Genomic DNA, 19,282 nt, shown 5'->3' on the forward strand with positions numbered 1-19,282 from the left:
ATAAATCAACTCGCACACTGTACGAGTGATGTCGTACGCTGTGCGAGTGAACTCGAACGCTGTACGAGACCCGCGTCGCTGGTGGTCTCTCGTTGTCCTGTGCCTCGCGCTCCTGCCACTGGTGGTGGACAGCACCGTCCTCAACGTGGCGATCCCCACCCTGATGCAGGAGCTGGGCGCCAGCCCGTCGGAGATCCAGTGGATCCTCGACTCCTACGTGCTCGTCTTCGCGGGCCTGCTGCTCACCACCGGAAGCCTGTCCGACCGGTACGGCAGGCGCCGCTTCCTCATCATCGGCCTGGCGATCTTCGGCGGCGCCTCGCTGGTCGCCGTCCTGGCCGCCGAACCCTGGCAGCTCATCGCGGCCAGAGGGCTCATGGGAGTGGGCGGCGCGATGCTCATGCCCTCGACCCTGTCCATCCTGATCACCACCTTCGACGACGACGAACGGCGCAAGGCCATGGCCGCCTGGAGCGCCGTCGCCATGCTCGGCGTGATCGCCGGGCCCATCGTGGGCGGCCTCATCATCGAGAACTACTGGTGGGGCTCGATCTTCCTGCTCAACGCGCCCATCGCGGTGATCGGCATCATCGCCGCCGTCGTCCTGATGCCCGAGACGCGCGGGCCCGCGCGCAGGCTCGACCCGGTCGGCGTCGTGCTGTCGGTCGTCGGGCTGTTCTCCCTCGTCTACGTCGTCATCGAGCGGACCTGGAACCCCGTACTGATCGCCCTGGCCGTGGCGTGCCTGGTCGGCTTCGTGCTGTGGGAGCGCAGGACGGCCGACCCGATGCTGCCGCTCGGCCTGTTCGGCAACCGCAACTTCAGCGGGTCGTCGTTCTCGATCCTGCTGATGTCGTTCGGGTCCGGCGCGGTATCGCTGATGCTCACCCAGTACCTGCAGTTCGTGCTCGGGTACGGCGCGGCGCAGCTGGGGGTGGCGCTGCTGCCGTACGCGATCTCGGCGGCGGTCTTCAACGGCGTCGGCGCGGGGCTCGGGCAGAAGGTCGCCAACCGGACGCTGATCGTGGCGGGCATGCTGGTGATGGGGCTGTCGTTCGCGGTGATGGCGATGAGCAGCGGCTACTGGTCGTTGCTCGTAGCCTTCGTGATTATGGGAGCCGGTGGCGGGATCGCGGGGCCCGCGGCGTACGCGACGCTCATGGGCGCGGTACCGGTGGAGCACGCGGGCGTCGGGTCGGCGTTGAACGACACCATCCAGCAGGTCGGCATGGCCCTCAGCATCGCCGCCCTGGGAAGCGTGCTGGCGGGGGTCTACACCTCGTCGATGCCCGAGTCGGCGCCCGAGGCGGCCAGGGAGTCGATCGCCCACGCGGTACGGCTGGGCCCGGACGTGGCGGCCGCCGGGCGGGAGGCGTTCAGCGCGGCGATGACCACGGGGGCGTGGATCGGAGCGGCGTCCTGCCTCGCGGCGGCCTGCCTCGCGCTGCTGGTCCTGCGCCCCTCCGTCCCCGTCTCACCGGCCCCCGCCGAGGTCTGACCCACGATCTTTGGCGCCCGCCCCCGCTCACCGGGCGGGGGCGTAGTGCGGGTCCTTGACGTTCTCCAGGCTGTCCAGCTTGTGCGTCCTCTCGTCGTGCCCGATCTGCCGCAGCAGGTCGGCCACCGACCGGTAGCGCCCGTACTCGTCGGCGTACGTCCCCGGATCGGGCATGAACTCCAGGTCCGGGTTCTGCGCCACGAACGTCATGTACTCGTGCTCGGCGTGGTCCTCGAACTCCGCGTTGAGCCGGTAGCTCGCCTCGGGCCTGACCAGGAACAGCACCCACGAGACGTGGTAGTAGAAGAACGAGATGAACCAGGGCGCCGCCTTGTGCAGCAGCCAGTTCTGCTTCATCCCGTTCCGCTCGATCAGGTCCTGCATGATCAGCAGGTGCCACTGCTCGTTGTCCTGGTCGGCGCGGGCCTCGACGATCCGCTCGAAGACCCTCTTGGCCAGAGCCGACTTCCCTGCGTAGCGGTGCACGCCCCAGTAGCCCACCCGCTCCCACGCCTGGTACGGCACGCGGGCGATGATCTCCAGCATCGCGAACTTGGTGAACGAGCCCTGCTTGCCGTACATGAGGTCGACGGGTTTGAACATCATCTTGGCCAGCAGGCTGTAGTCCATGCGCGGGGTGGCCAGGGTCTCCTGCTGTGCCCTGCGCAGCGCCTCGCGGTCGAGCTTGGGGGGTCCGGCGGGGGCCTCGGGGCGGTCGATCGTGATGGTCATCTCGGGTCTCCTCTTTCGTCGATGACCCGATGGTGCTCGATCGGCCCATACCGGGGCGTCCGCCGCCAGAGGGCATTCGTCATGCCTCTCGCGGTGTAGCCGGGCAGGAGGGCGTACGCCGCCAGGCGCACGGGACATCCCCTAGGGGGCCGGGGCGCATGGGCAGAGTGTAAGCGGATGTGGACTCATGCCGACAGGTTGGTGGTGGGATGCACGCCGAATAGCCGCGATACTCGAAAGCATGTCGGACCTTCTCGCGCGCCACAGGGCGGTAATCCCCAACTGGGTGGCCCTCTACTACAACGAGCCCATCGAGATCGTCAGCGGCAAGGGCAACCGTGTCGTCGACGCCTCGGGCAAGAGCTACCTCGACTTCTTCGCGGGGATTCTCACCAACATGATCGGGTACGACGTGCCCGAGGTGCGTGAGGCCGTCGAGCGACAGCTCGCCACCGGCGTCGTCCACACCAGCACCGTCTACCTGCTGCGCGGCCAGATCGAGCTGGCCGAGAAGATCGCCAGGCTGTCCGGCATCCCCGACGCGAAGGTCTTCTTCACCAACTCCGGCACCGAGGCCAACGAGACGGCCCTGCTGCTGGCCACCTACGCGCGCAAGTCCGACCAGGTGCTCGCCATGCGGCAGAGCTACCACGGCCGCTCCTTCGGCGCGATCGGCGTCACCTCCAATCGCGCGTGGAAGAACAACTCCTACTCGCCGGTCAACGCGACGTTCCTGCACGGCGCCGACCGGCACCTGCCGCAGTTCGCCGGGTTGTCCGACGCCGACTACATCAAGGTCTGCGTCGAGGACCTGCGCCACGTGCTGGCCACCGGCGTCTCCAACGACGTGGCCGCGCTCATCGCCGAGCCCATCCAGGGCGTGGGCGGCTTCACGATGGCCCCCGACGGGCTGTTCGCCGCCTACAAGGAGGTGCTCGACGAGGAGGGGATCCTCTTCATCTCCGACGAGGTGCAGACCGGATGGGGCCGCACGGGATCGGCGTTCTTCGGGATCCAGAACCACGGCGTGACCCCCGACATGATGACCTTCGCCAAGGGCCTGGGCAACGGGTTCGCGGTCGGCGGCATCGTGGCCCGCGGCGACCTGCTCGACAACCTGCACGCGGTGGGCCTGGCCACCTTCGGCGGCAACCCGATCTCGATGGCCGCCGCCAACGCCACGCTCGACTACGTCCTCGACCACGACCTGCAGGCCAACGCGGCCAGGACGGGCGCGCTCATCATCGACGGGCTGCGCGAGGCCGCCAAGCGGCTGCCGATCATCACCGCCGTCCGCGGCAAGGGCCTGATGTTCGCGGTGGAGCTGGCCAGCTCCGAGCTGGCCACCAGGTTCATGGAGGAGTCCAAGAAGCTCGGCCTGCTCGCGGGCAAGGGCGGCCTGTACGGCACGGCGATCCGCATGGCGCCGCCGCTCACCCTGACGATGGACGAGGCGGCAGAGGGCCTCGGCATCATCGTCAACGCTCTGGAGACCATCAACGATGAAGTTCGTTAACCACTGGATCAACGGCTCGCCGGCGGACGGCGACAGCCGTACCGCCGACATCTTCAACCCCGCGACGGGCGAGGTCAGCGGCAAGGTCGCGATGGCGTCGGTCGCCGACGTGGACGCCGCCGTCGCCGCCGCGGTCGCGGCCTTCCCCGCCTGGCGCGACGCCTCGCTGGTCAAGCGCGCGCAGGTGCTGTTCCGCTTCCGCGAGCTCATGTACGCCCACCGCGACGAGATGGCCGCGCTGATCTCCGCCGAGCACGGCAAGGTGCACTCCGACGCGCTCGGTGAGGTGGCCAGGGGCCTGGAGGTCGTGGAGTTCGCCTGCGGCATCCCGCACCTGCTCAAGGGCGGCTTCTCGGAGGGAGTGTCGACCCGCGTCGACTCCTACTCCATCCGCCAGCCGATCGGCGTGGTGGCGGGCATCACGCCGTTCAACTTCCCCGCGATGGTGCCGATGTGGATGTACCCCATCGCCATCGCCTGCGGCAACGCCTTCATCCTCAAGCCGTCGGAGAAGGACCCGTCGGCCTCGCTGCTCATGGCGCGACTGTGGCAGGAGGCCGGGCTGCCCGACGGCATCTTCAACGTCGTCCAGGGCGACAAGGTCGCCGTCGACCGCCTCCTGGAGCACGAGGACGTCAAGGCCGTCTCCTTCGTCGGCTCCACCCCGATCGCCCGCTACGTCTACGAGACCGGCACCGCGCACGGCAAGCGCGTCCAGGCGCTCGGCGGCGCGAAGAACCACATGCTGGTCCTTCCCGACGCCGACCTCGACCTGGTGGCCGACTCGGCCGTCTCGGCGGGCTTCGGCTCGGCGGGTGAGCGGTGCATGGCGATCTCGGTCGTGCTGGCCGTCGACCCGGTGGGCGACGAGCTCGTGGACAAGATCGTCGAAAGGGTCGCCAAGCTGACCATCGGTCCCGGCGACGACGCGCGTTCGGAGATGGGTCCGCTGGTCACCGAGGTGCACCGCGACAAGGTGGCCTCCTACCTCGACCTGGGCCTGTCCGAGGGCGCCAAGCTCGTGGTCGACGGCCGCGAGACCCAGGTGCTCGGCGGCGGCAAGGCGGCCGACACTCCCGGCTTCTGGCTCGGGCCCACGGTCCTCGACCACGTGCCCGCGGGTTCGCGCGTGCACACCGAGGAGATCTTCGGCCCCGTCCTGTCCGTGGTGCGGGTCTCCTCCTACGAGGAGGGCGTGGAGCTGATCAACGGCGGCGAGTTCGGCAACGGCACCGCGATCTTCACCAACGACGGCGGCGCCGCCCGGCGTTTCCAGCACGAGGTGGAGGTCGGCATGGTCGGCATCAACGTGCCGATCCCCGTGCCGATGGCCTTCTACAGCTTCGGCGGCTGGAAGGCGTCGCTGTTCGGCGACACCCACGTCCACGGCGCCGAGGGCGTGCACTTCTACACTCGTGGAAAGGTTGTCACCTCCCGCTGGCTCGACCCGTCGCACGGCGGCGTGAACCTCGGGTTCCCGACCAACAAGTAGTGCGGGACCCCACAAGGAGCTACGCCCCGCGAGCCAGGCGCTCGCGGGGCGTCGCCGCGTCTCCTGGCGCCTGACGTGGCGCGCTCCGGCCCGCCATCCCCGGTAAAATCGAGCACGTCCCGCTTGGTTGTCACGGAACACTCACTGGCCAGGAGTCCATCGTGCCCGATCCTTCCGCGTTTCCTCCTCGCACCGAAGGACGCGGCAGGCGCACGACGAGACACCGCCTCCCCGCCATGGCGCTCGCCACCGCGGCGTGCGTGGCGATGGCCGGGTGCGCGGCGGGCGCGAGCGCGGGCCGTACCATCACGGCGCGGGTCACCCCGAGCGCGAGCCCGACCCCCTCGTCCACCCCGGCCATCAAGACGACGCCGACCGCCAAGCCCACCCCGACCGCGCTCCCGCCGCAGAGCGACGGCACCCTGCAGATCCTCACCTACAAGGGCCACGCCGAGTCCGGCGGGGCGGGCCGCAACTGGGTGGCCGACTTCGAGAGCACGACCGGCTGCCGCATCGCCAGGCTCGACACCGTGCAGACGGCGCAGGACATGCAGGCCGAGGTGGGGAAGCGGGCCTACGACGTGATCTCGGCGGGCCCCGAGGTGGCCGCGCGCCTGATCGCCGACGGCCAGGTGCGGCCCATCGACACCGCCAAGGTCACCGGTTACGACGAGCTGATCGAGCGGCTGCGCGAGCAGACCGTGGCCGGCGGCAAGGTGTACGGCGTGCCGTACCTGTGGGGTGTCAACGAGATCATCTACGACGCGGCGAAGGTCAAGCCACGTGACGCGCTCGCCCTGTACGACAGCCAGCGCTCGGCGCTGCCCGACACCCCGCTGAGCGTCGCCGACGCCGCGCTCGCCAGCGAGGTCGCCGACCCCTACGAGCTGACCCCCGCGCAGCTCGACCAGGCCATGGCGCTGCTGGACAGGAACAAGCACCGGCTCTACTGGAAGGAGCCGATCACGCTGGTGCGGGCGTTCGCCACGGGCAAGGTCGACATCGCGCTGGCCACGCCGTACTTCAGGCTGCTGTTGCAGAAGGCGCACAAGGACGTCAGGGCGCTCGACGCGCCCGTCACCGGCTGGGTCGACTCCTGGATGCTGGCTACGAACACGGCCAGCCTCGACTGCGCCTACCGCTGGCTGAGCTGGACGGCTGAGTCCGCGACCCAGCACGACGCCATCGAGTGGGTGGGGCTCGCTCCGGCCAACCCCAAGGCCTGCAAGAGAGACGTGCGGCGGATCTGCGAGGCCTACGGTGTCGAGGACGAGGAGAAGCTGGAAAAGATCTCCTTTGCGGTACGCCCACCGGGGGATTGCAAACCAGCGGAACGGGAATGCACTGACTATGCCGCCTGGGCGGCTCGGTGGGACAAACTGGTGAGTTGATCGGGGGTGCGTTGACCACAGATTTACCATGCCGCGGGCGCGCCCGTCCCCCGCTGGGCGACGCCCGTCAGGAGCGTCCCGGGTGTTCCCCCGACCCCCGGGGCGCTCCTCTCTGCCAGGCGGAATATCCTGCCAGTGGTCACTGTTCATGACGATTGAAACTTCACTGAAAGAAGCGGAGATCGCCATGCAGTTCGGTATCTTCACGGTCAGCGACGTCACCCCCGACCCGACCACCGGCACGACGCCGACCGAGGCCGAGCGGATCAAGGCGATGGTCACCATCGCGCTGAAGGCCGAGGAGGTCGGCCTCGACGTCTTCGCGACCGGTGAGCACCACAACCCGCCGTTCGTCGCCTCGTCGCCGACGACCATGCTCGGCTACATCGCGGCCAAGACCGAGCGGCTCATCCTGTCGACGTCCACGACGCTGATCACCACGAACGACCCCGTGAAGATCGCCGAGGACTTCGCGATGCTGCAGCACCTGGCCGACGGCCGGGTCGACCTCATGATGGGCCGTGGCAACACCGGCCCCGTCTACCCGTGGTTCGGCAAGGACATCCGTGACGGCATCCCGCTGGCCATCGAGAACTACGCGCTGCTGCACCGGCTGTGGCGCGAGCCGGTCGTCGACTGGGAGGGCCGCTTCCGCACCCCGCTGCAGGGCTACACCTCGACGCCCGCGCCGCTGGACGGCGTGCCGCCGTTCGTCTGGCACGGCTCGATCCGCAGCCCCGAGATCGCCGAGCAGGCCGCCTACTACGGTGACGGCTTCTTCGCCAACAACATCTTCTGGCCCAAGGAGCACTACCAGCGGCTGATCGACCTGTACCGGCGGCGCTACGCGCACTACGGCCACGGCCTGCCCGAGCAGGCCATCGTCGGCCTCGGCGGCCAGGTGTTCATGCGCAAGAACTCCCAGGACGCCATCCGCGAGTTCCGGCCCTACTTCGACAACGCCCCCGTGTACGGCCACGGCCCCTCCCTGGAGGAGTTCATGGCCGAGACCCCGCTCACGGTCGGCAGCCCCGACCAGGTCATCGAGCGGACCCTCAAGTTCAGGGAGTACTTCGGCGACTACCAGCGCCAGCTGTTCCTGACGGACCACGCGGGCCTGCCGCTGAAGACCGTGCTGGAGCAGCTCGACATCCTTGGCGAGGAGGTCGTGCCCGTGCTCCGCAAGGAGTTCGCCGTCGGCCGTCCGGCCAACGTGCCCGACGCCCCCACCCACCAGTCGCTGCTGGCCAACGCCACCGCCGTAGGAGTGTGACCCCCATGAAGCTCGCCGTCGTCTCGGCCGGTCTCAGCCAGCCGTCCTCGACCCGCCTGCTCGCCGACCGCCTGGCGGCGGCGAGCGCCGCCCGGCTGCCCGAGGTGGAGATCGAGGTCATCGAGCTGCGCGACCTGGCCGTCGACATCGCCAACAACCTGGTGGCCGGCTTCCCCTCGGGACGGCTGCGCCGCGCCATCGACGCGGTTACCTCGGCCGACGGCCTCATCGCCGTCACGCCGATCTTCACCGCGTCCTACAGCGGGCTGTTCAAGTCGTTCTTCGACGTGATCGAGAACGACGCGCTCGCGGGCAAGCCGGTGCTGATCGCGGCCACCGGCGGTACGGCCAGGCACTCGCTGGCGCTGGAGCACGCGCTGCGCCCGATGTTCGCCTACCTGCGGGCGATCGTCGTGCCGACGGCGGTCTACGCGGCCTCGGAGGACTGGGGCGCCGAGGGCCTGCCGGGCCGCGTCGAGCGGGCGGCGGAGGAGCTGGCCGAGCTGATGGGCGGGGCACGCTCCGTCACTCGGGAGGACGACGAGGTCGTTCCGTTCGAGCAGCAACTTGCAGCACTGAGGCCCTGACGAGGTGTGAGATGACCGGCTCATAGGCGCAGAGCACCTCCAGCAGCTCGGCGGCGTCCTGTGGAGGCCGCATCGCCAGATCACCGAGAGCGGCCTTGATCCAGATGTGCTGGTTGCTGGCGACCTGGTACAGCTCGGTCGGGTCCTCCTGCTCGCCGAGAGTAAGCATCTTGAAGGTCGAGCGGATGGCTTCGACGTTGTCGGTGCCCGCGTCCTGGAGGGCGTAGAGCAGTACCGCCTCCTCCGGGGCGTCGGTGAACTGGATCTGTTGCCGCAGCAGGTTCGTGATCAGGTAGGGCCTGCGCTTCCACGCTTGCGTGCTGTCCACCGGGTCCGGCTCCCACTCGCAGGACAGGTCCAGGCGCAGCATCCCGTTGCGGGGCTCGGCGTGGATCGCGCGTACCAACGCGTGCCACTCGACCGCGTCCAGCTGCGACCGCCAGAGCAGCGCGTACCGCCGCCACTCCACCTCGCAGGCCTGCCGTCCCGGCATCAGCTCGCCGATGGGCAGCTCCGGCGAGCACACCAGAGCCAGGAGCGCGAGGTTGGCCGAGTAGGAGGCGTACCGCCTGGCCGGGCCGGCCACCCTGGGCCGGTAGGCGGTGGCGGCGGTGTCGGCCCTGGTGTCCAGGCGCTCGAACAGACGGATCACCAGCCCGGACACCCGCGAACGGTCGCCCGCCAGGAGCACCGTCAGGAACGCGAGGATGGGGAGCCGCTGCGCGACGACCGCCCAGGACAGCAGCGTCGCCAGGAGGCTGTCGTCCGCCTCTCGCAACACCATGCCGGACTGCTGCCCCACCATGTCGCGCAGCAGCGAGGCGACCAACCGCGCGATGAGGAACTCGGCGAACGTCGCGTGCAGGAACTCGTACGTCTGGAGAACTCTGCCGTCCTGGGTGGCCTGTGCCCGATGGACGAAGAAGAACCTGCCGAACGCCTGCTCGCCGGCCGACAGTGACCCGGCCAGCGAGTCGGCGTGCGGAGCGGTGAAGCGCATCGCGCGCAGGTCATGGTCCGCCTCTTCGGCGGTCGCCCACTGCCTTCCCCTGTTGAACATCGCGAACGCCACGATCGACAGCCGCTGGATCTCCTGCTCGACCAGCCCGCCGACGACGTCTCTCGGGTGGCTCTTCTCCAGCTCGCGCTCGACGAAGCGGCCGATCAGCCGCTCGTAGAGCTGCGGCAGGTCCAGGCCGCGTGCGGAATGATCGCGAAGGGCGTTGCGGTCGGCGTCGTACAGCGCGAGCATCAGCAGCAGGAGCGGCTGCTCGGCGAGGTGCTGCTGGAACAGCGCCAGCTCCAGGTCGAAGGAGGCCAGGCCGTTGGCCGTGAAGTGAGCGGCGTTGGTGGTGTTCCACACGCGGAGCCAGGCGGCGATCTGCTCCCTGTCGAACGGTTCGAGCCTGACCACCGTGGTGCCGTCCGGGTAGTCGGTGCGGTCGGCGACAGCGGTGCGAGAGGTGACGATAATCGCCACCGCCCTGCCCAGGGCGTGCTCTCGTTGCTGGAACCTGGCCGCCCTCGCCAGGTAGTCGCTCTGCCGTACCCCTGTGGCCTGCAGGAGCTCGTCGAAACCGTCGAGGATGACCACCGGCAGCGCGCCGCCCGCCGATTCGGCGAGCCGGGGCCACTCCATGCGCTCCCCGCTGTGCTGGTAGATCGCCTGCTCGATCTGCTCCTGGAGATCGGCTCCCGCTGACACCTCGCGCAAGGGGACCCTGATCGGCAGGAAATCCCGCTCGGGCAGCTGCGCGGCCAGCACCTTCGTGAGGACGGACTTGCCGGCGCCCGGCTGGCCGAGCACCATGAGCGGCACCCGTGCCGCTGCCGAGCCGGTCAGGTGCCCGGCCAGGAAAGCGGGCAGGTCGGTGCGCACCTCGATGGACTCCCACCACCCCTCCCAGCTCGGGTTGGCGCCCCGGCCCGCGACCCCGGCCCTGAAGCGGTGCGGGAGGTAGGCCTGCTCCAGCGAGGGGAGCGTCACGCCGATCGGCGCGTCCCCGCTCTCCGCGACAGGGCCGCGGAGCGCCTCCCGGTACAGCGCGCTCAGCGCGGCCAGCCGCTGGGCAGGGACGGCTCCGGACACCAGGGGCAGGAGCATCCGCGACAGATCGGCCAGTCCGGCCCGAGTGGCCTGGTGCTCGTTCACCCCCGCCCACAGGGCGAATTCGGGAACGTCGGCGGCGAGCCGCCGGTAGAGGTCGTCGTACAGGTCGAGCGCCAGGTCGGCCAGGGCCGCGGCCCTGAACCGCTCGCCGACCTCGTCCCAGACCGCCAGCCCCTGGAGGAACCTGCGCAGTTGCTTGGCCAGCTGCAGGTGGTAGCGGTGGATGACCTCTCTGGTCTCCTCGTACGGCCTGCCGCCCGAAGGGCATAGCGGGCTGCCGAGGTCCGGGGCGGGTTTGTCCAGCGAGACGCCCTTGACCAGCCGCTTCTTCTCGTAGTCGATGATCTCGGGCAGTCGCAGCGTCTCGACGGCCTCGAAGAAGGCGGTCACGACCAGGATCGTGTGCGCCGCCTCGATCCGCTCGGTCCTGGAACGCCAGTCGGTCGCCGAGCGCCACTCGCGCCAGCGCCCGAGCAGGTCGTTGCCCACTTTGATCAGCTCGTTCTTGGCGTCCACAAGCGGGGTGAACGCGAACACGGCACCCGTCGCCGTGTCGATCTTCCTGATCAGTGGATCGGGGCCGCCCAGCAGCCGGAGCGCGTCGACGTAGCGGTGCACCCGTGGATTATCGCCCGACAAGCCGGGAAACGCGCGGTGAATGATCGAGCCTGCGGGACGGGCATCGCCCCGCAGGCTCGAAACGGTCAGAGCGAAAGGCCCGTGAGGACCATGACCTTCTCGTAGGTGAGGTCATCCATCGCCGAGCGGAGGCCTTCGCGGCCGACGCCCGACTCCTTGACGCCGCCGTAGGGCATCTGGTCGGCGCGGTACGACGGCACGTCACCGATGATCACGCCGCCGACCTCAAGCTCGCGGTTGGCGCGGAAGGCGACATCGAGCGAGCGGGTGAACACGCCCGCCTGCAGGCCGAACTTGGAGGAGTTGACCTCGGCGAACGCCTCGTCGGCCGACGCGACCGACTTGAGAATCATGACGGGGCCGAAGACCTCCTCGCTGGAGACCTTCGAGTCCTCGGCGACGTCGGCGAGGACCGTGGGCGGGATCGTCGCGCCGTCGCGGGTGCCGCCCGCCAGCACGCGGGCGCCCGCGGCGACCGCCTCGTCCACCCACGCGGCGACGCGCTCGGCGGCGGCCACCGAGACCAGCGGCCCCACCTGGGTCTTCTCGTCGAGCGGGTCGCCGGTGACCAGGCCGGAGACCGCCGTGAGCAGCTTCTCCTCGAAGGCCTCGCGCACCGACTCCTCGACGATGACCCGCTGGACGGCGATGCAGCTCTGCCCCGCCTGGTAGTTGGAGAACAGCGCCACGCGCGAGGCGGCCCAGTCGAGGTCGGCATCGGCGAGGACGACGGCCGCCGCGTTGCCGCCCAGCTCCAGCGTCACGTGCTTGCGCGGCACCTGGTCCATGATCGCGTAGCCGACCGGGCCCGAGCCGGTGAAGGACACCACGGGCAGGCGCGGGTCCTGCACCAGGGCGGCGGCGCGCTCGTTCTCGATGGGCAGGACGGAGAACATGCCCTCGGGCAGGTCCGTCTCGGCCAGGATCTCGCCGAGCACCAGCGACGACAGCGGCGTGGCGGGAGCGGGCTTGACGATGACGGGGGCGCCGACCGCGATCGCGGGAGCGACCTTGTGCGCCACGAGGTTCAGCGGGAAGTTGAACGGCGTGATCGCCAGCACGGGGCCGCGCGGCTGCCGGGTGACGTAGCCGAGGCGTCCGGTGGCCGCGGGCTCGGTGTCGAGCCGCTGCACGCTGCCCGACCAGCGCCTGGTCTCCTCCGCGGCGAAGCGGAAGGTCGAGATCGCGCGGTTGACCTCGCCGCGCGCCCAGAAGATCGGCTTGCCGTTCTCGCCGGTGATCAGCTGGGCGATCTCCTCGGCCCGCTCGGCCAGCCGCTTGGCCACGTGGGCCAGCGCCTCCGCGCGCACGTGCACGGGCAGCGCCGCGGCCTCCTTCTGTACGGCGGCCGCCGCGGCGATCGCCTCCTCGACCTGCGCCTCGGTGGGCACCGAGTAGGTGCCGACCACGCGACCGTCGTGGGAGTTGGTAACGGTGAGCTCGGTGTCCCCCGTGGCGGGGCGTCCAGCGAGCCAGAAGGTGCGCACGTCCATACCCCGACGCTATGCCAGAACCCTGGGCGGGTAAGTTCTCCACGTTGCACAACCACGCCGGGGCAGCAGGCCGTAACGAACAAACGCTCTTTCCTGATTGTGTAACGAAAGTAGTGCTATTTAGGGATGTTTAGCTTGTCGAGTGGTTTGAGGGATCTCCGTACTGGCTAAGTCCTCTTGGTGCGGTTCCTCCGATCGTGAAAGGCCAAGCCCCATGACCTCCACTGCGCCGCTGGGGCTTCAGGGTGCCTACCTGCTGGGCGAGAGGACCTCCCACGACCAACTGCGCGGCCGTCTCCTCGAGGTCGCCGCGAACCTGCTGACCGCCGAGGGCGCCGACGGCCTGTCGATGCGCCGGATCGCCACCGAGGCGGGCTGCTCGACGACGGTCATCTACACGATGTTCGGCAGCAGGGAGGGCCTGGCGGAGGCGCTCTACCTGGAGGGGTTCGAGAGGTTTCGCCGCTTCCTCGAAGGCGTGCCCGCGCGCAAGGACCCCCTCGAGTACCTCACCGCCCTCGGCCCCGCCTACCGCGAGGCGTGCATGGCCGAGCCGGGCTTCTACACGCTGATGTTCGAGAAGGCCATCCCCGGGTTCGCGCCGAGCGAGCGGGCCAGGACGCTGGCCAGGGCCGCCCTCAACATCCTCGACAGGGTGATCTCCGACTGCATCTCCGCCGGATACCTCGTCCCGACCCAGCCCCGCAAGATCGCCGACGCGCTGTGGGCGGCGGCGCAGGGCGCGATCAGCCTCGAACGCGCCGGTCACCTGCGTGACGGCCGCACCTACGAGGCCGTCACGATGGCGACGATCTGCGGGTACCTGACCCCGAAGAGTGCCCCAAAGAGTTGAGCGCGATCCACAGCTCGGCGCGCACCCCCGGATCGTCGAGATCGCGGCCGAGCAGCTCGGAGACGCGCTTCATCCGGTAGCGCAGCGTGTGCCGGTGCACGCCCAGCCGTTGCGCCGCCGCGTCCCAGTGGCCGTTGGCCGTCAGGTAGGCGCGCAACGACTCGATGAGATCGGCGCGTGAGCCGTACTCGGTGAGGGGGGCGAGCAGCGCGGCGGCGAACGCGCCGGCCGCCGCCGGATCGAGCAGGGCCAGCAGGCCCTGCCCCGCCAGGTCGGCGAACCTGACCGTCCCGCCGCCCGCCTTGCGCGCCGCCTCCAGCGCGCGGCCCGCCTGGTCGATGCCGCTAGCCAGCTCGCCGTACGGCACCGGCGAGCTCACCCCGACCGGGCCCTCGGCCAGGGACGGGACCTCCGCGACCAGCGCGATCCCGCCACTGGTGAACGTGCGCGGCTCCAGCGGCTCCAGCGTCTCCGCCTCGGCCGCCACCACCAGGAAGGGCTCGTCGGGCAGCCGCCCGCCCAGCGGGGACAGCGCCGCGCGCGCCTGCTCGACCTCGCCCGCCAGCAGCAGCGTCAGTACGGCCGAGCGCACCCCACGCTCGGCCGTAACCAGCGCCCTGCCCTGCTCCAGCGACAGCGTGAGCAGGGAGCCCGCCGCGTTGATCACGGTGTGCGCGACGGGGGAGAAGGGGTGCGGGGCGCCGACCGCGAAGAAGCCGCGGATGCGCCTGGACGTGCCGCCGATCGGCTGCACGATCACGTGCTCGCCGGGGGAGGACAGCGCGAGGCTGGACAGCGGCCGTTCGGCGGGATGGCCGTCCCTCGACGCGCGGCGCAGCCGGTCGAGGACGGGCATGACGACGTCGAGACGCGCGTCTGGCGTGGCGTGCTCGACCTCGCCCGACTCGCCGAGCAGCGCCGCCCAGCCCTCGACCTCCCTGGCCAGCCGGTCGATCACCGCGTGCGTGCCCTCGGGCCGCAGCGCCGCCCGCGTCAGCCTGCCCTGCGCCGCGAACGCCCTGCTGATCTCCTCGTACTGCTCGGCCGCCAGCAGCTCGCTGACCGTCTTGCCGATCGCGATGAACGGCGTCTCGCGCGGCACCTCCAGCAGCGGAAGGCCCGCCGCCGAGGCCGCCTGGACCAGTTCCTCCGGCACCCGCTCGTGGGTCAGGCCGACGGCGAACCCGAGCCCGGCCACCCCGCGCTCCACCAGCCTTCTGACATACGACCCGAAGTCGGACGTCAGCCGCATCCCCGTGGTCAGCAGCAGCTCGCCGCCTTCCAGGAACGGCGTCGGGTCCTCCAGCTCACTCACCGCGACCCAGCGCACGGGGCGGTCGAGCGAACCGGCCAGCGGATGCAGCCGCATGCGGCGCACCACTGTCTGCAGAGAAGGCGCCATCGAGTGTTTGTCCATTCCGGCAAAGCGAGCTAGGGCCATTGTGCCATCGCGACACATCGAGACCTGGCGCCGCCCGCCGTACCGTCGCAGCATGAGCAACCAGCAGGGAGGCCCCGCGCTTCCGCAGGAGCGCCGCCTCGTCACCGAGATCCCAGGACCGAAGTCGCGGGAACTGCTCGCGCGCAAGCAGGCGGCGGTGCCGCCTGGCATCGGCACCACGCTGCCGGTCTTCGTGACCCAGGCCGGTGGCGGCGTCGTCGTCGACATCGACGGCAACTCCCTGATCGACTTCGGCTCCGGCATCGCCGTCACCAGCGTCGGCAACGCCGCGCCGCGCGTGGTCGAGCGGGTCAGCAAGCAGGTCGCCGACTTCACGCACACCTGCTTCATGGTCACGCCCTACGAGTCGTACGTCGAGGTGTGCGAGAAGCTCAACGAGCTCACGCCCGGCGACCACGAGAAGCGCTCGTTCCTCGTCAACAGCGGCGCCGAGGCCGTCGAGAACGCGGTCAAGGTGGCGCGCCTGGCCACCGGCAGGCAGGCCGTCGTCGTCTTCGACCACGGCTACCACGGGCGCACGCTGCTGACGATGACGCTCACCGCCAAGAACCTGCCCTACAAGCAGGGCTTCGGCCCGTTCGCACCCGAGGTCTACCGGGTGCCGCTGGCCTACCCGTTCCGCTGGCCGACCGGTCCAGAGAACTGCGCCGAGGAGGCTGCGGCCCAGGCCATCGACGCGATCACCAAGCAGATCGGCGCCACGAACGTGGCCGCCGTCGTGATCGAGCCGATCGCGGGCGAGGGCGGCTTCATCGAGCCCGCCAAGGGCTTCCTGCCGCGCATCGCCGAGTTCTGCAAGGACAACGGCATCGTCTTCATCGCCGACGAGGTGCAGACCGGCTTCGCCCGCACCGGTCAGCTGTTCGCCTGCGAGGACGAGGGCGTCGTGCCCGACATCATCGCCACCGCCAAGGGCATCGCGGGCGGCCTGCCGCTGGCCGCGGTCACCGGCCGCGCCGACCTGCTGGACAAGGTCCACCCGGGCGGCCTCGGCGGCACCTACGGCGGCAACCCGCTGGCCTGCGAGGCCGCGCTCGGCGTGCTGGAGACGATCGAGGCCGACGACCTGGTCGGCAAGGCCCGCCGGATCGGCGAGATCATGCTGCCCAGGCTGAAGGCCCTCCAGGAGCGCTTCGACATCATCGGCGACGTCCGCGGACGGGGCGCGATGATCGCGATCGAGCTGGTCAAGCCCGGCACCAAGGAGCCCAACCCCGAGGCCGTCGCCGAGATCGTCCGCAGGTGCCACGCCGAGGGTCTGCTCGTGCTGACCGCGGGCACCTACGGCAACGTGCTGCGCTTCCTGCCGCCGCTCGTCATCCCCGAGCACCTGCTCGAAGAGGGCCTCGGCATCCTCGAAAAGGCGCTCTCCGCATAACGACCCGAAAAACGGGCATCCGGCTTGCGCTGGATGCCCGTTTTTGCGTGTCGCCATCGCCGAGTTTTCACCGTCGCTTGGCACCGCGCTAAACGATCACCGGGCTATAACGGTTCCGGTACGACCCCCCAGCGCGAGCGCGAGGAGCGTGATGGACTGGCCCGGTATGGTGACCTTCGATGCCGACGGAATGAGCGCGGCGCAGTGCGACGGCGACGCGTGCGTCGTCTGCCACAAACGCTGGCCGCGCCCCAGGGTGCACGTCGGCCGCCTCCCTGACGACTCCCGCGTGATGGCGTGCGCCGACTGCGCGGAAGCCCTGTTTCCCCTCTTTCCCGCCAGTGTGGTGGCTTTTCCCGGCGGTTAGGCGACCTGCTGCCGCGGCTGCTCCCGCATCCCCCACGGCGAGCCGTACTCGTTGAGCAGGTCGAGGAACGGCACGGCGTCGAACGCCTCGGGGCCGAGCACGCCCTCGCCCTTCCACGTGCCCCGCGCGACCAGCTCCAGCGCGACGACGGGGTGGATGGCGGTCTGCCACACGACGGCCTGCGCGCCGTACTCCTTCATCGACCAGGCGTTGTCGACCACGTGGTACAGGTACACCTCACGCGGGGCGCCGTCCTTGCCGGTGCCCTTCACCCAGGTGCCCGCGCAGGTCTTGCCGCGCATCCTGTCGCCGAGCGTCGCAGGGTCGGGCAGCCGGGCGGCGACCACGTCACGCGGCGCCACCTCCTGCTGGCCGACCTTCACCTTGTCGGTGCCGTCGAGGCCGAGCTTGTGCAGGGTCTTCAGGACGCCGATGAACTCCTCGCCGAGGCCGTACTTGAAGGTGACCCGCTTGGCATCGATCCACCTCGGGACCAGCAGCACCTCCTCGTGCTCGACGTTGACACACTCCACGGGGCCGATGCCCTCGGGGAAGTCGAACACCTCGGGCTCGCTGAACGGCTCGGTCGTGCGCCAGCCGCCGTCCTCCCAGACCACCGGCGGGTTCAGGCACTCCTCGATCGTGGTCCAGATGGAGAAGGTCGGCGCGAAGTCGTAGCCCTCGACGACCAGGTTGGAGCCGTCCCTGATGCCGACCTCGTCGATCGTCTCGAACAGGTGGTCGGCGGCGTACCTGGCGAACACGTCCGCCAGCCCGGGCTCGACGCCCATCCCGACCAGCGCGAGCCTGCCCTTGGCGCGCCAGTCGCCGTCGCGCGCGAACTGCTCGTCGCCGAGCTTCACCCCCGTCAGCTCGTACGGCCTGCGCGGGTGCGGCCTGGACAGTGACATGGCCATGTCCAGGTAGTGCGCGCCCACCTCGAGCGCCGCGTCGAACAGGGGCATGGTGAAGCGCGGGTCGACGGCGTTGAACAGCACGTCGCAGCGGTGCTCGCGCATGGCCCGGGCCACCTGGGCCCGGTCGGAGGCGTCGAGCTGGATGGCGCTGAACCGGGGGTCGTTCACCTTGGCGACGGCGGCGGCCGCCCGGTCCTGTTTGGAGTCGGCCACCACGATGTGTTCGTAGAAATCTCGGCGGGCGGCGATGGGCACGACGGCGGAGCCGACGCCGCCGGCTCCCACAAGAAGGATTCTCATGTGCCGCAGACTACCCACTGACTGGTCATTCAGCCAAATATGTGGTGACGGCCGCCTGGCTCCCCTTGTCAGGCCCTTTCGGCGGTCGCGAACAGGGCCTTGGCGCTGTCGCCGAAGTACGGGCCGTACATGGTGGCGCGGTCGTCGCTGTACTTGAAGCTGCTCACGGAGGACACCGTGCCGCGCCCGGTGACCGCGTCGAAGTCGCTCATCCACGGCCCGCCGCTCGAACCCGCCGTCATGTCGCAGCGCAGGCCCTGGTCGCGGGTCTGGCCGTGGGGGTCGTCGCCGACCCTGCCCGCGCAGTAGATGAGCCGCTCGCCGTCGAAGGGCGGGTCGGCCGGGTAGCCGAAGCCGTACATCTGCCCGCCGCGGGAGGGGTTGAACACGATGTCCTGGAAGCCGACCACGTCGGCGACGTGCTCGCCGCCCGAGGTGTTGAGCGCGACCATGCCGACGTCGTAACTGTCGTCGGCCGAGCGCGACCACGGCCCCGCCACGAACATGCGGCGGGCGGTGAAGGTGCCGTACGGCCTGCCGCCCCCGGACTCGTAGCCGGGCACGAACGTCCAGTTGGCCGCCCAGCTGCCCTTGCCGTCCTTGACGCAGTGGCCCGCGGTGACCACGACGTCTCTGTTGGCGCTCTTGACCGTGCTGGCCGAGCAGACGAAGTCGACACCGTCCATCGTCAGGAACACCCGGCCCGTCGTGCGGGTGACCGCGCCGCCGGTCATCCAGCGGGAGCCGCTGGTCGTGGCCGCCGGACGGGCCGCCTGCCTGCGGGGGGTGGCGACCTTGCCGGTGGCACCGGCCAGCTCGGGCGCGATGCCCAGGCCCGTGCGGCTGCCGAGCCCGCTGAGCAGGCCGCCATCCTTGCCGCCCTTGACCAACTCGTCCTTGATCAACCCGTCCTTTGTCAGCCCGCTCCCGGTCAGCCCGTCCTTGAGCAGGCCGCCCGTGGCAGGCCCGCTCTTGGCCGGTCCGCTCCTGGTCAGCCCGCTCTTGGTCACTGTGCCGAGCAGGTCGATCGGCAGGGCCCGTGACATGCGCAGCGGTGTCCAGTAGTCGAGCACGCGGCGCTGCTCGTGCGAGCCGCGTGCGGCCGCGTGCTCGACGACGTCGGCCGGCCGTACAGGAGCGGCGACGTCCTGCTTCGGTGCGTGCTGCTTCGGGACGGGGTGGATGGGCGTGGCGCCGAGGAGTGCCGCGCCCATCAGGCCTGCGACGAGTGGCGCGGACGCAAGCAGGGGGAGGCTCGAGGTCATGGGCCCCGA

Annotated in this window: 15 protein-coding genes; 9 read left to right on the plus strand and 6 right to left on the minus strand. The window is 70.0% G+C overall.

Annotation, left to right across the window (positions count from 1 at the left end; genetic code table 11):
• Positions 1-46: 46 nt before the first annotated feature.
• On the plus strand, positions 47-1,498 hold the full coding sequence (locus ACFXJ8_RS29420) for an MFS transporter (RefSeq protein ID WP_379647215.1): 1,452 nt from the start codon (positions 47-49) through the stop codon (positions 1,496-1,498).
• Positions 1,499-1,525: 27 nt separating this feature from the next.
• Here the strand turns inward: ACFXJ8_RS29420 and ACFXJ8_RS29425 are convergent, their stop codons facing one another.
• The gene (locus ACFXJ8_RS29425) at positions 1,526-2,230 is read right to left on the minus strand and encodes an alternative oxidase (protein WP_379647216.1); all 705 of its coding nucleotides are present in this window, start codon (positions 2,228-2,230) and stop codon (positions 1,526-1,528) included.
• 241 nt (positions 2,231-2,471) lie between these two features.
• On the opposite strand from ACFXJ8_RS29425, the gene ACFXJ8_RS29430 reads away from it, so the two are divergent.
• From ACFXJ8_RS29430 to ACFXJ8_RS29450, 5 genes are all read left to right on the plus strand, one after another.
• Positions 2,472-3,746: an aspartate aminotransferase family protein gene (locus ACFXJ8_RS29430; protein ID WP_379647217.1), complete on the plus strand. Its 1,275-nt coding sequence runs from the start codon at positions 2,472-2,474 to the stop codon at positions 3,744-3,746.
• Positions 3,733-5,238, plus strand: a complete 1,506-nt coding sequence (locus ACFXJ8_RS29435; protein ID WP_379647218.1) for a CoA-acylating methylmalonate-semialdehyde dehydrogenase — start codon at positions 3,733-3,735, stop codon at positions 5,236-5,238. Before ACFXJ8_RS29430 ends, ACFXJ8_RS29435 begins: the two co-directional genes overlap by 14 nt.
• A gap of 161 nt (positions 5,239-5,399) precedes the next feature.
• On the plus strand, positions 5,400-6,629 hold the full coding sequence (locus tag ACFXJ8_RS29440) for an extracellular solute-binding protein (protein ID WP_379647219.1): 1,230 nt from the start codon (positions 5,400-5,402) through the stop codon (positions 6,627-6,629).
• Between the two features lie 187 nt (positions 6,630-6,816).
• Positions 6,817-7,902, plus strand: coding sequence for an LLM class flavin-dependent oxidoreductase (locus ACFXJ8_RS29445; protein WP_379647220.1), 1,086 nt, complete (start codon positions 6,817-6,819; stop codon positions 7,900-7,902).
• Entirely contained in the window at positions 7,899-8,489 is a 591-nt protein-coding gene (locus ACFXJ8_RS29450; RefSeq protein WP_379647221.1) for an FMN reductase, read from the plus strand. The genes ACFXJ8_RS29445 and ACFXJ8_RS29450 overlap by 4 nt, the downstream gene beginning before the upstream one ends.
• Here the strand turns inward: ACFXJ8_RS29450 and ACFXJ8_RS29455 are convergent.
• Positions 8,428-11,217, minus strand: coding sequence for an NACHT domain-containing protein (locus tag ACFXJ8_RS29455; protein ID WP_379647222.1), 2,790 nt, complete (start codon positions 11,215-11,217; stop codon positions 8,428-8,430). The two genes, ACFXJ8_RS29450 and ACFXJ8_RS29455, sit on opposite strands and share 62 nt — an antisense overlap.
• A gap of 86 nt (positions 11,218-11,303) precedes the next feature.
• Positions 11,304-12,731, minus strand: coding sequence for an aldehyde dehydrogenase family protein (locus ACFXJ8_RS29460; RefSeq protein ID WP_379647223.1), 1,428 nt, complete (start codon positions 12,729-12,731; stop codon positions 11,304-11,306).
• 214 nt (positions 12,732-12,945) lie between these two features.
• Here ACFXJ8_RS29460 and ACFXJ8_RS29465 point away from each other — a divergent pair, with 214 nt between their 5' ends.
• Positions 12,946-13,584: a TetR/AcrR family transcriptional regulator gene (locus ACFXJ8_RS29465; protein WP_379647224.1), complete on the plus strand. Its 639-nt coding sequence runs from the start codon at positions 12,946-12,948 to the stop codon at positions 13,582-13,584.
• On the opposite strand, the gene ACFXJ8_RS29470 is transcribed toward ACFXJ8_RS29465, so the two are convergent.
• Positions 13,529-14,953: a PucR family transcriptional regulator gene (locus ACFXJ8_RS29470; RefSeq protein WP_379647225.1), complete on the minus strand. Its 1,425-nt coding sequence runs from the start codon at positions 14,951-14,953 to the stop codon at positions 13,529-13,531. The genes ACFXJ8_RS29465 and ACFXJ8_RS29470 overlap by 56 nt on opposite strands.
• Positions 14,954-15,077: 124 nt before the next feature.
• On the opposite strand from ACFXJ8_RS29470, the gene gabT reads away from it, so the two are divergent.
• A complete protein-coding gene (gene gabT / locus ACFXJ8_RS29475) occupies positions 15,078-16,424 on the plus strand; it encodes a 4-aminobutyrate--2-oxoglutarate transaminase (RefSeq protein ID WP_379647226.1) in 1,347 nt (448 codons plus the stop codon).
• Positions 16,425-16,575: 151 nt separating this feature from the next.
• Positions 16,576-16,791, plus strand: a complete 216-nt coding sequence (locus ACFXJ8_RS29480; RefSeq protein ID WP_379647227.1) for a hypothetical protein — start codon at positions 16,576-16,578, stop codon at positions 16,789-16,791.
• Here the strand turns inward: ACFXJ8_RS29480 and ACFXJ8_RS29485 are convergent.
• Together ACFXJ8_RS29485 and ACFXJ8_RS29490 are read right to left on the minus strand one after the other, a co-directional pair.
• Positions 16,788-18,008: a saccharopine dehydrogenase family protein gene (locus ACFXJ8_RS29485; RefSeq protein WP_379647228.1), complete on the minus strand. Its 1,221-nt coding sequence runs from the start codon at positions 18,006-18,008 to the stop codon at positions 16,788-16,790. The genes ACFXJ8_RS29480 and ACFXJ8_RS29485 overlap by 4 nt on opposite strands.
• Before the next feature lie 68 nt (positions 18,009-18,076).
• A complete protein-coding gene (locus ACFXJ8_RS29490) occupies positions 18,077-19,273 on the minus strand; it encodes a trypsin-like serine peptidase (protein WP_379647229.1) in 1,197 nt (398 codons plus the stop codon).
• Positions 19,274-19,282: the final 9 nt, after the last annotated feature.

This window comes from Nonomuraea sp. NPDC059194 (assembly GCF_042754765.1).
Classification (GTDB): domain Bacteria; phylum Actinomycetota; class Actinomycetes; order Streptosporangiales; family Streptosporangiaceae; genus Nonomuraea.

Excerpts from the sequence above, each read along its gene's own strand:
- ACFXJ8_RS29425 (WP_379647216.1), bottom strand. The coding sequence starts at position 2,230 with ATGACCATCACGATCGACCGCCCCGAGGCCCCCGCCGGACCCCCCAAG.
- ACFXJ8_RS29430 (WP_379647217.1), top strand. The coding sequence starts at position 2,472 with ATGTCGGACCTTCTCGCGCGCCACAGGGCGGTAATCCCCAACTGGGTG.
- ACFXJ8_RS29435 (WP_379647218.1), top strand. The coding sequence starts at position 3,733 with ATGAAGTTCGTTAACCACTGGATCAACGGCTCGCCGGCGGACGGCGAC.
- ACFXJ8_RS29445 (WP_379647220.1), top strand. The coding sequence starts at position 6,817 with ATGCAGTTCGGTATCTTCACGGTCAGCGACGTCACCCCCGACCCGACC.
- ACFXJ8_RS29460 (WP_379647223.1), bottom strand. The coding sequence starts at position 12,731 with ATGGACGTGCGCACCTTCTGGCTCGCTGGACGCCCCGCCACGGGGGAC.
- ACFXJ8_RS29465 (WP_379647224.1), top strand. The coding sequence starts at position 12,946 with ATGACCTCCACTGCGCCGCTGGGGCTTCAGGGTGCCTACCTGCTGGGC.
- ACFXJ8_RS29470 (WP_379647225.1), bottom strand. The coding sequence starts at position 14,953 with ATGCGGCTGCATCCGCTGGCCGGTTCGCTCGACCGCCCCGTGCGCTGG.
- gabT (WP_379647226.1), top strand. The coding sequence starts at position 15,078 with ATGAGCAACCAGCAGGGAGGCCCCGCGCTTCCGCAGGAGCGCCGCCTC.
- ACFXJ8_RS29480 (WP_379647227.1), top strand. The coding sequence starts at position 16,576 with ATGGACTGGCCCGGTATGGTGACCTTCGATGCCGACGGAATGAGCGCG.
- ACFXJ8_RS29485 (WP_379647228.1), bottom strand. The coding sequence starts at position 18,008 with ATGAGAATCCTTCTTGTGGGAGCCGGCGGCGTCGGCTCCGCCGTCGTG.
- ACFXJ8_RS29490 (WP_379647229.1), bottom strand. The coding sequence starts at position 19,273 with ATGACCTCGAGCCTCCCCCTGCTTGCGTCCGCGCCACTCGTCGCAGGC.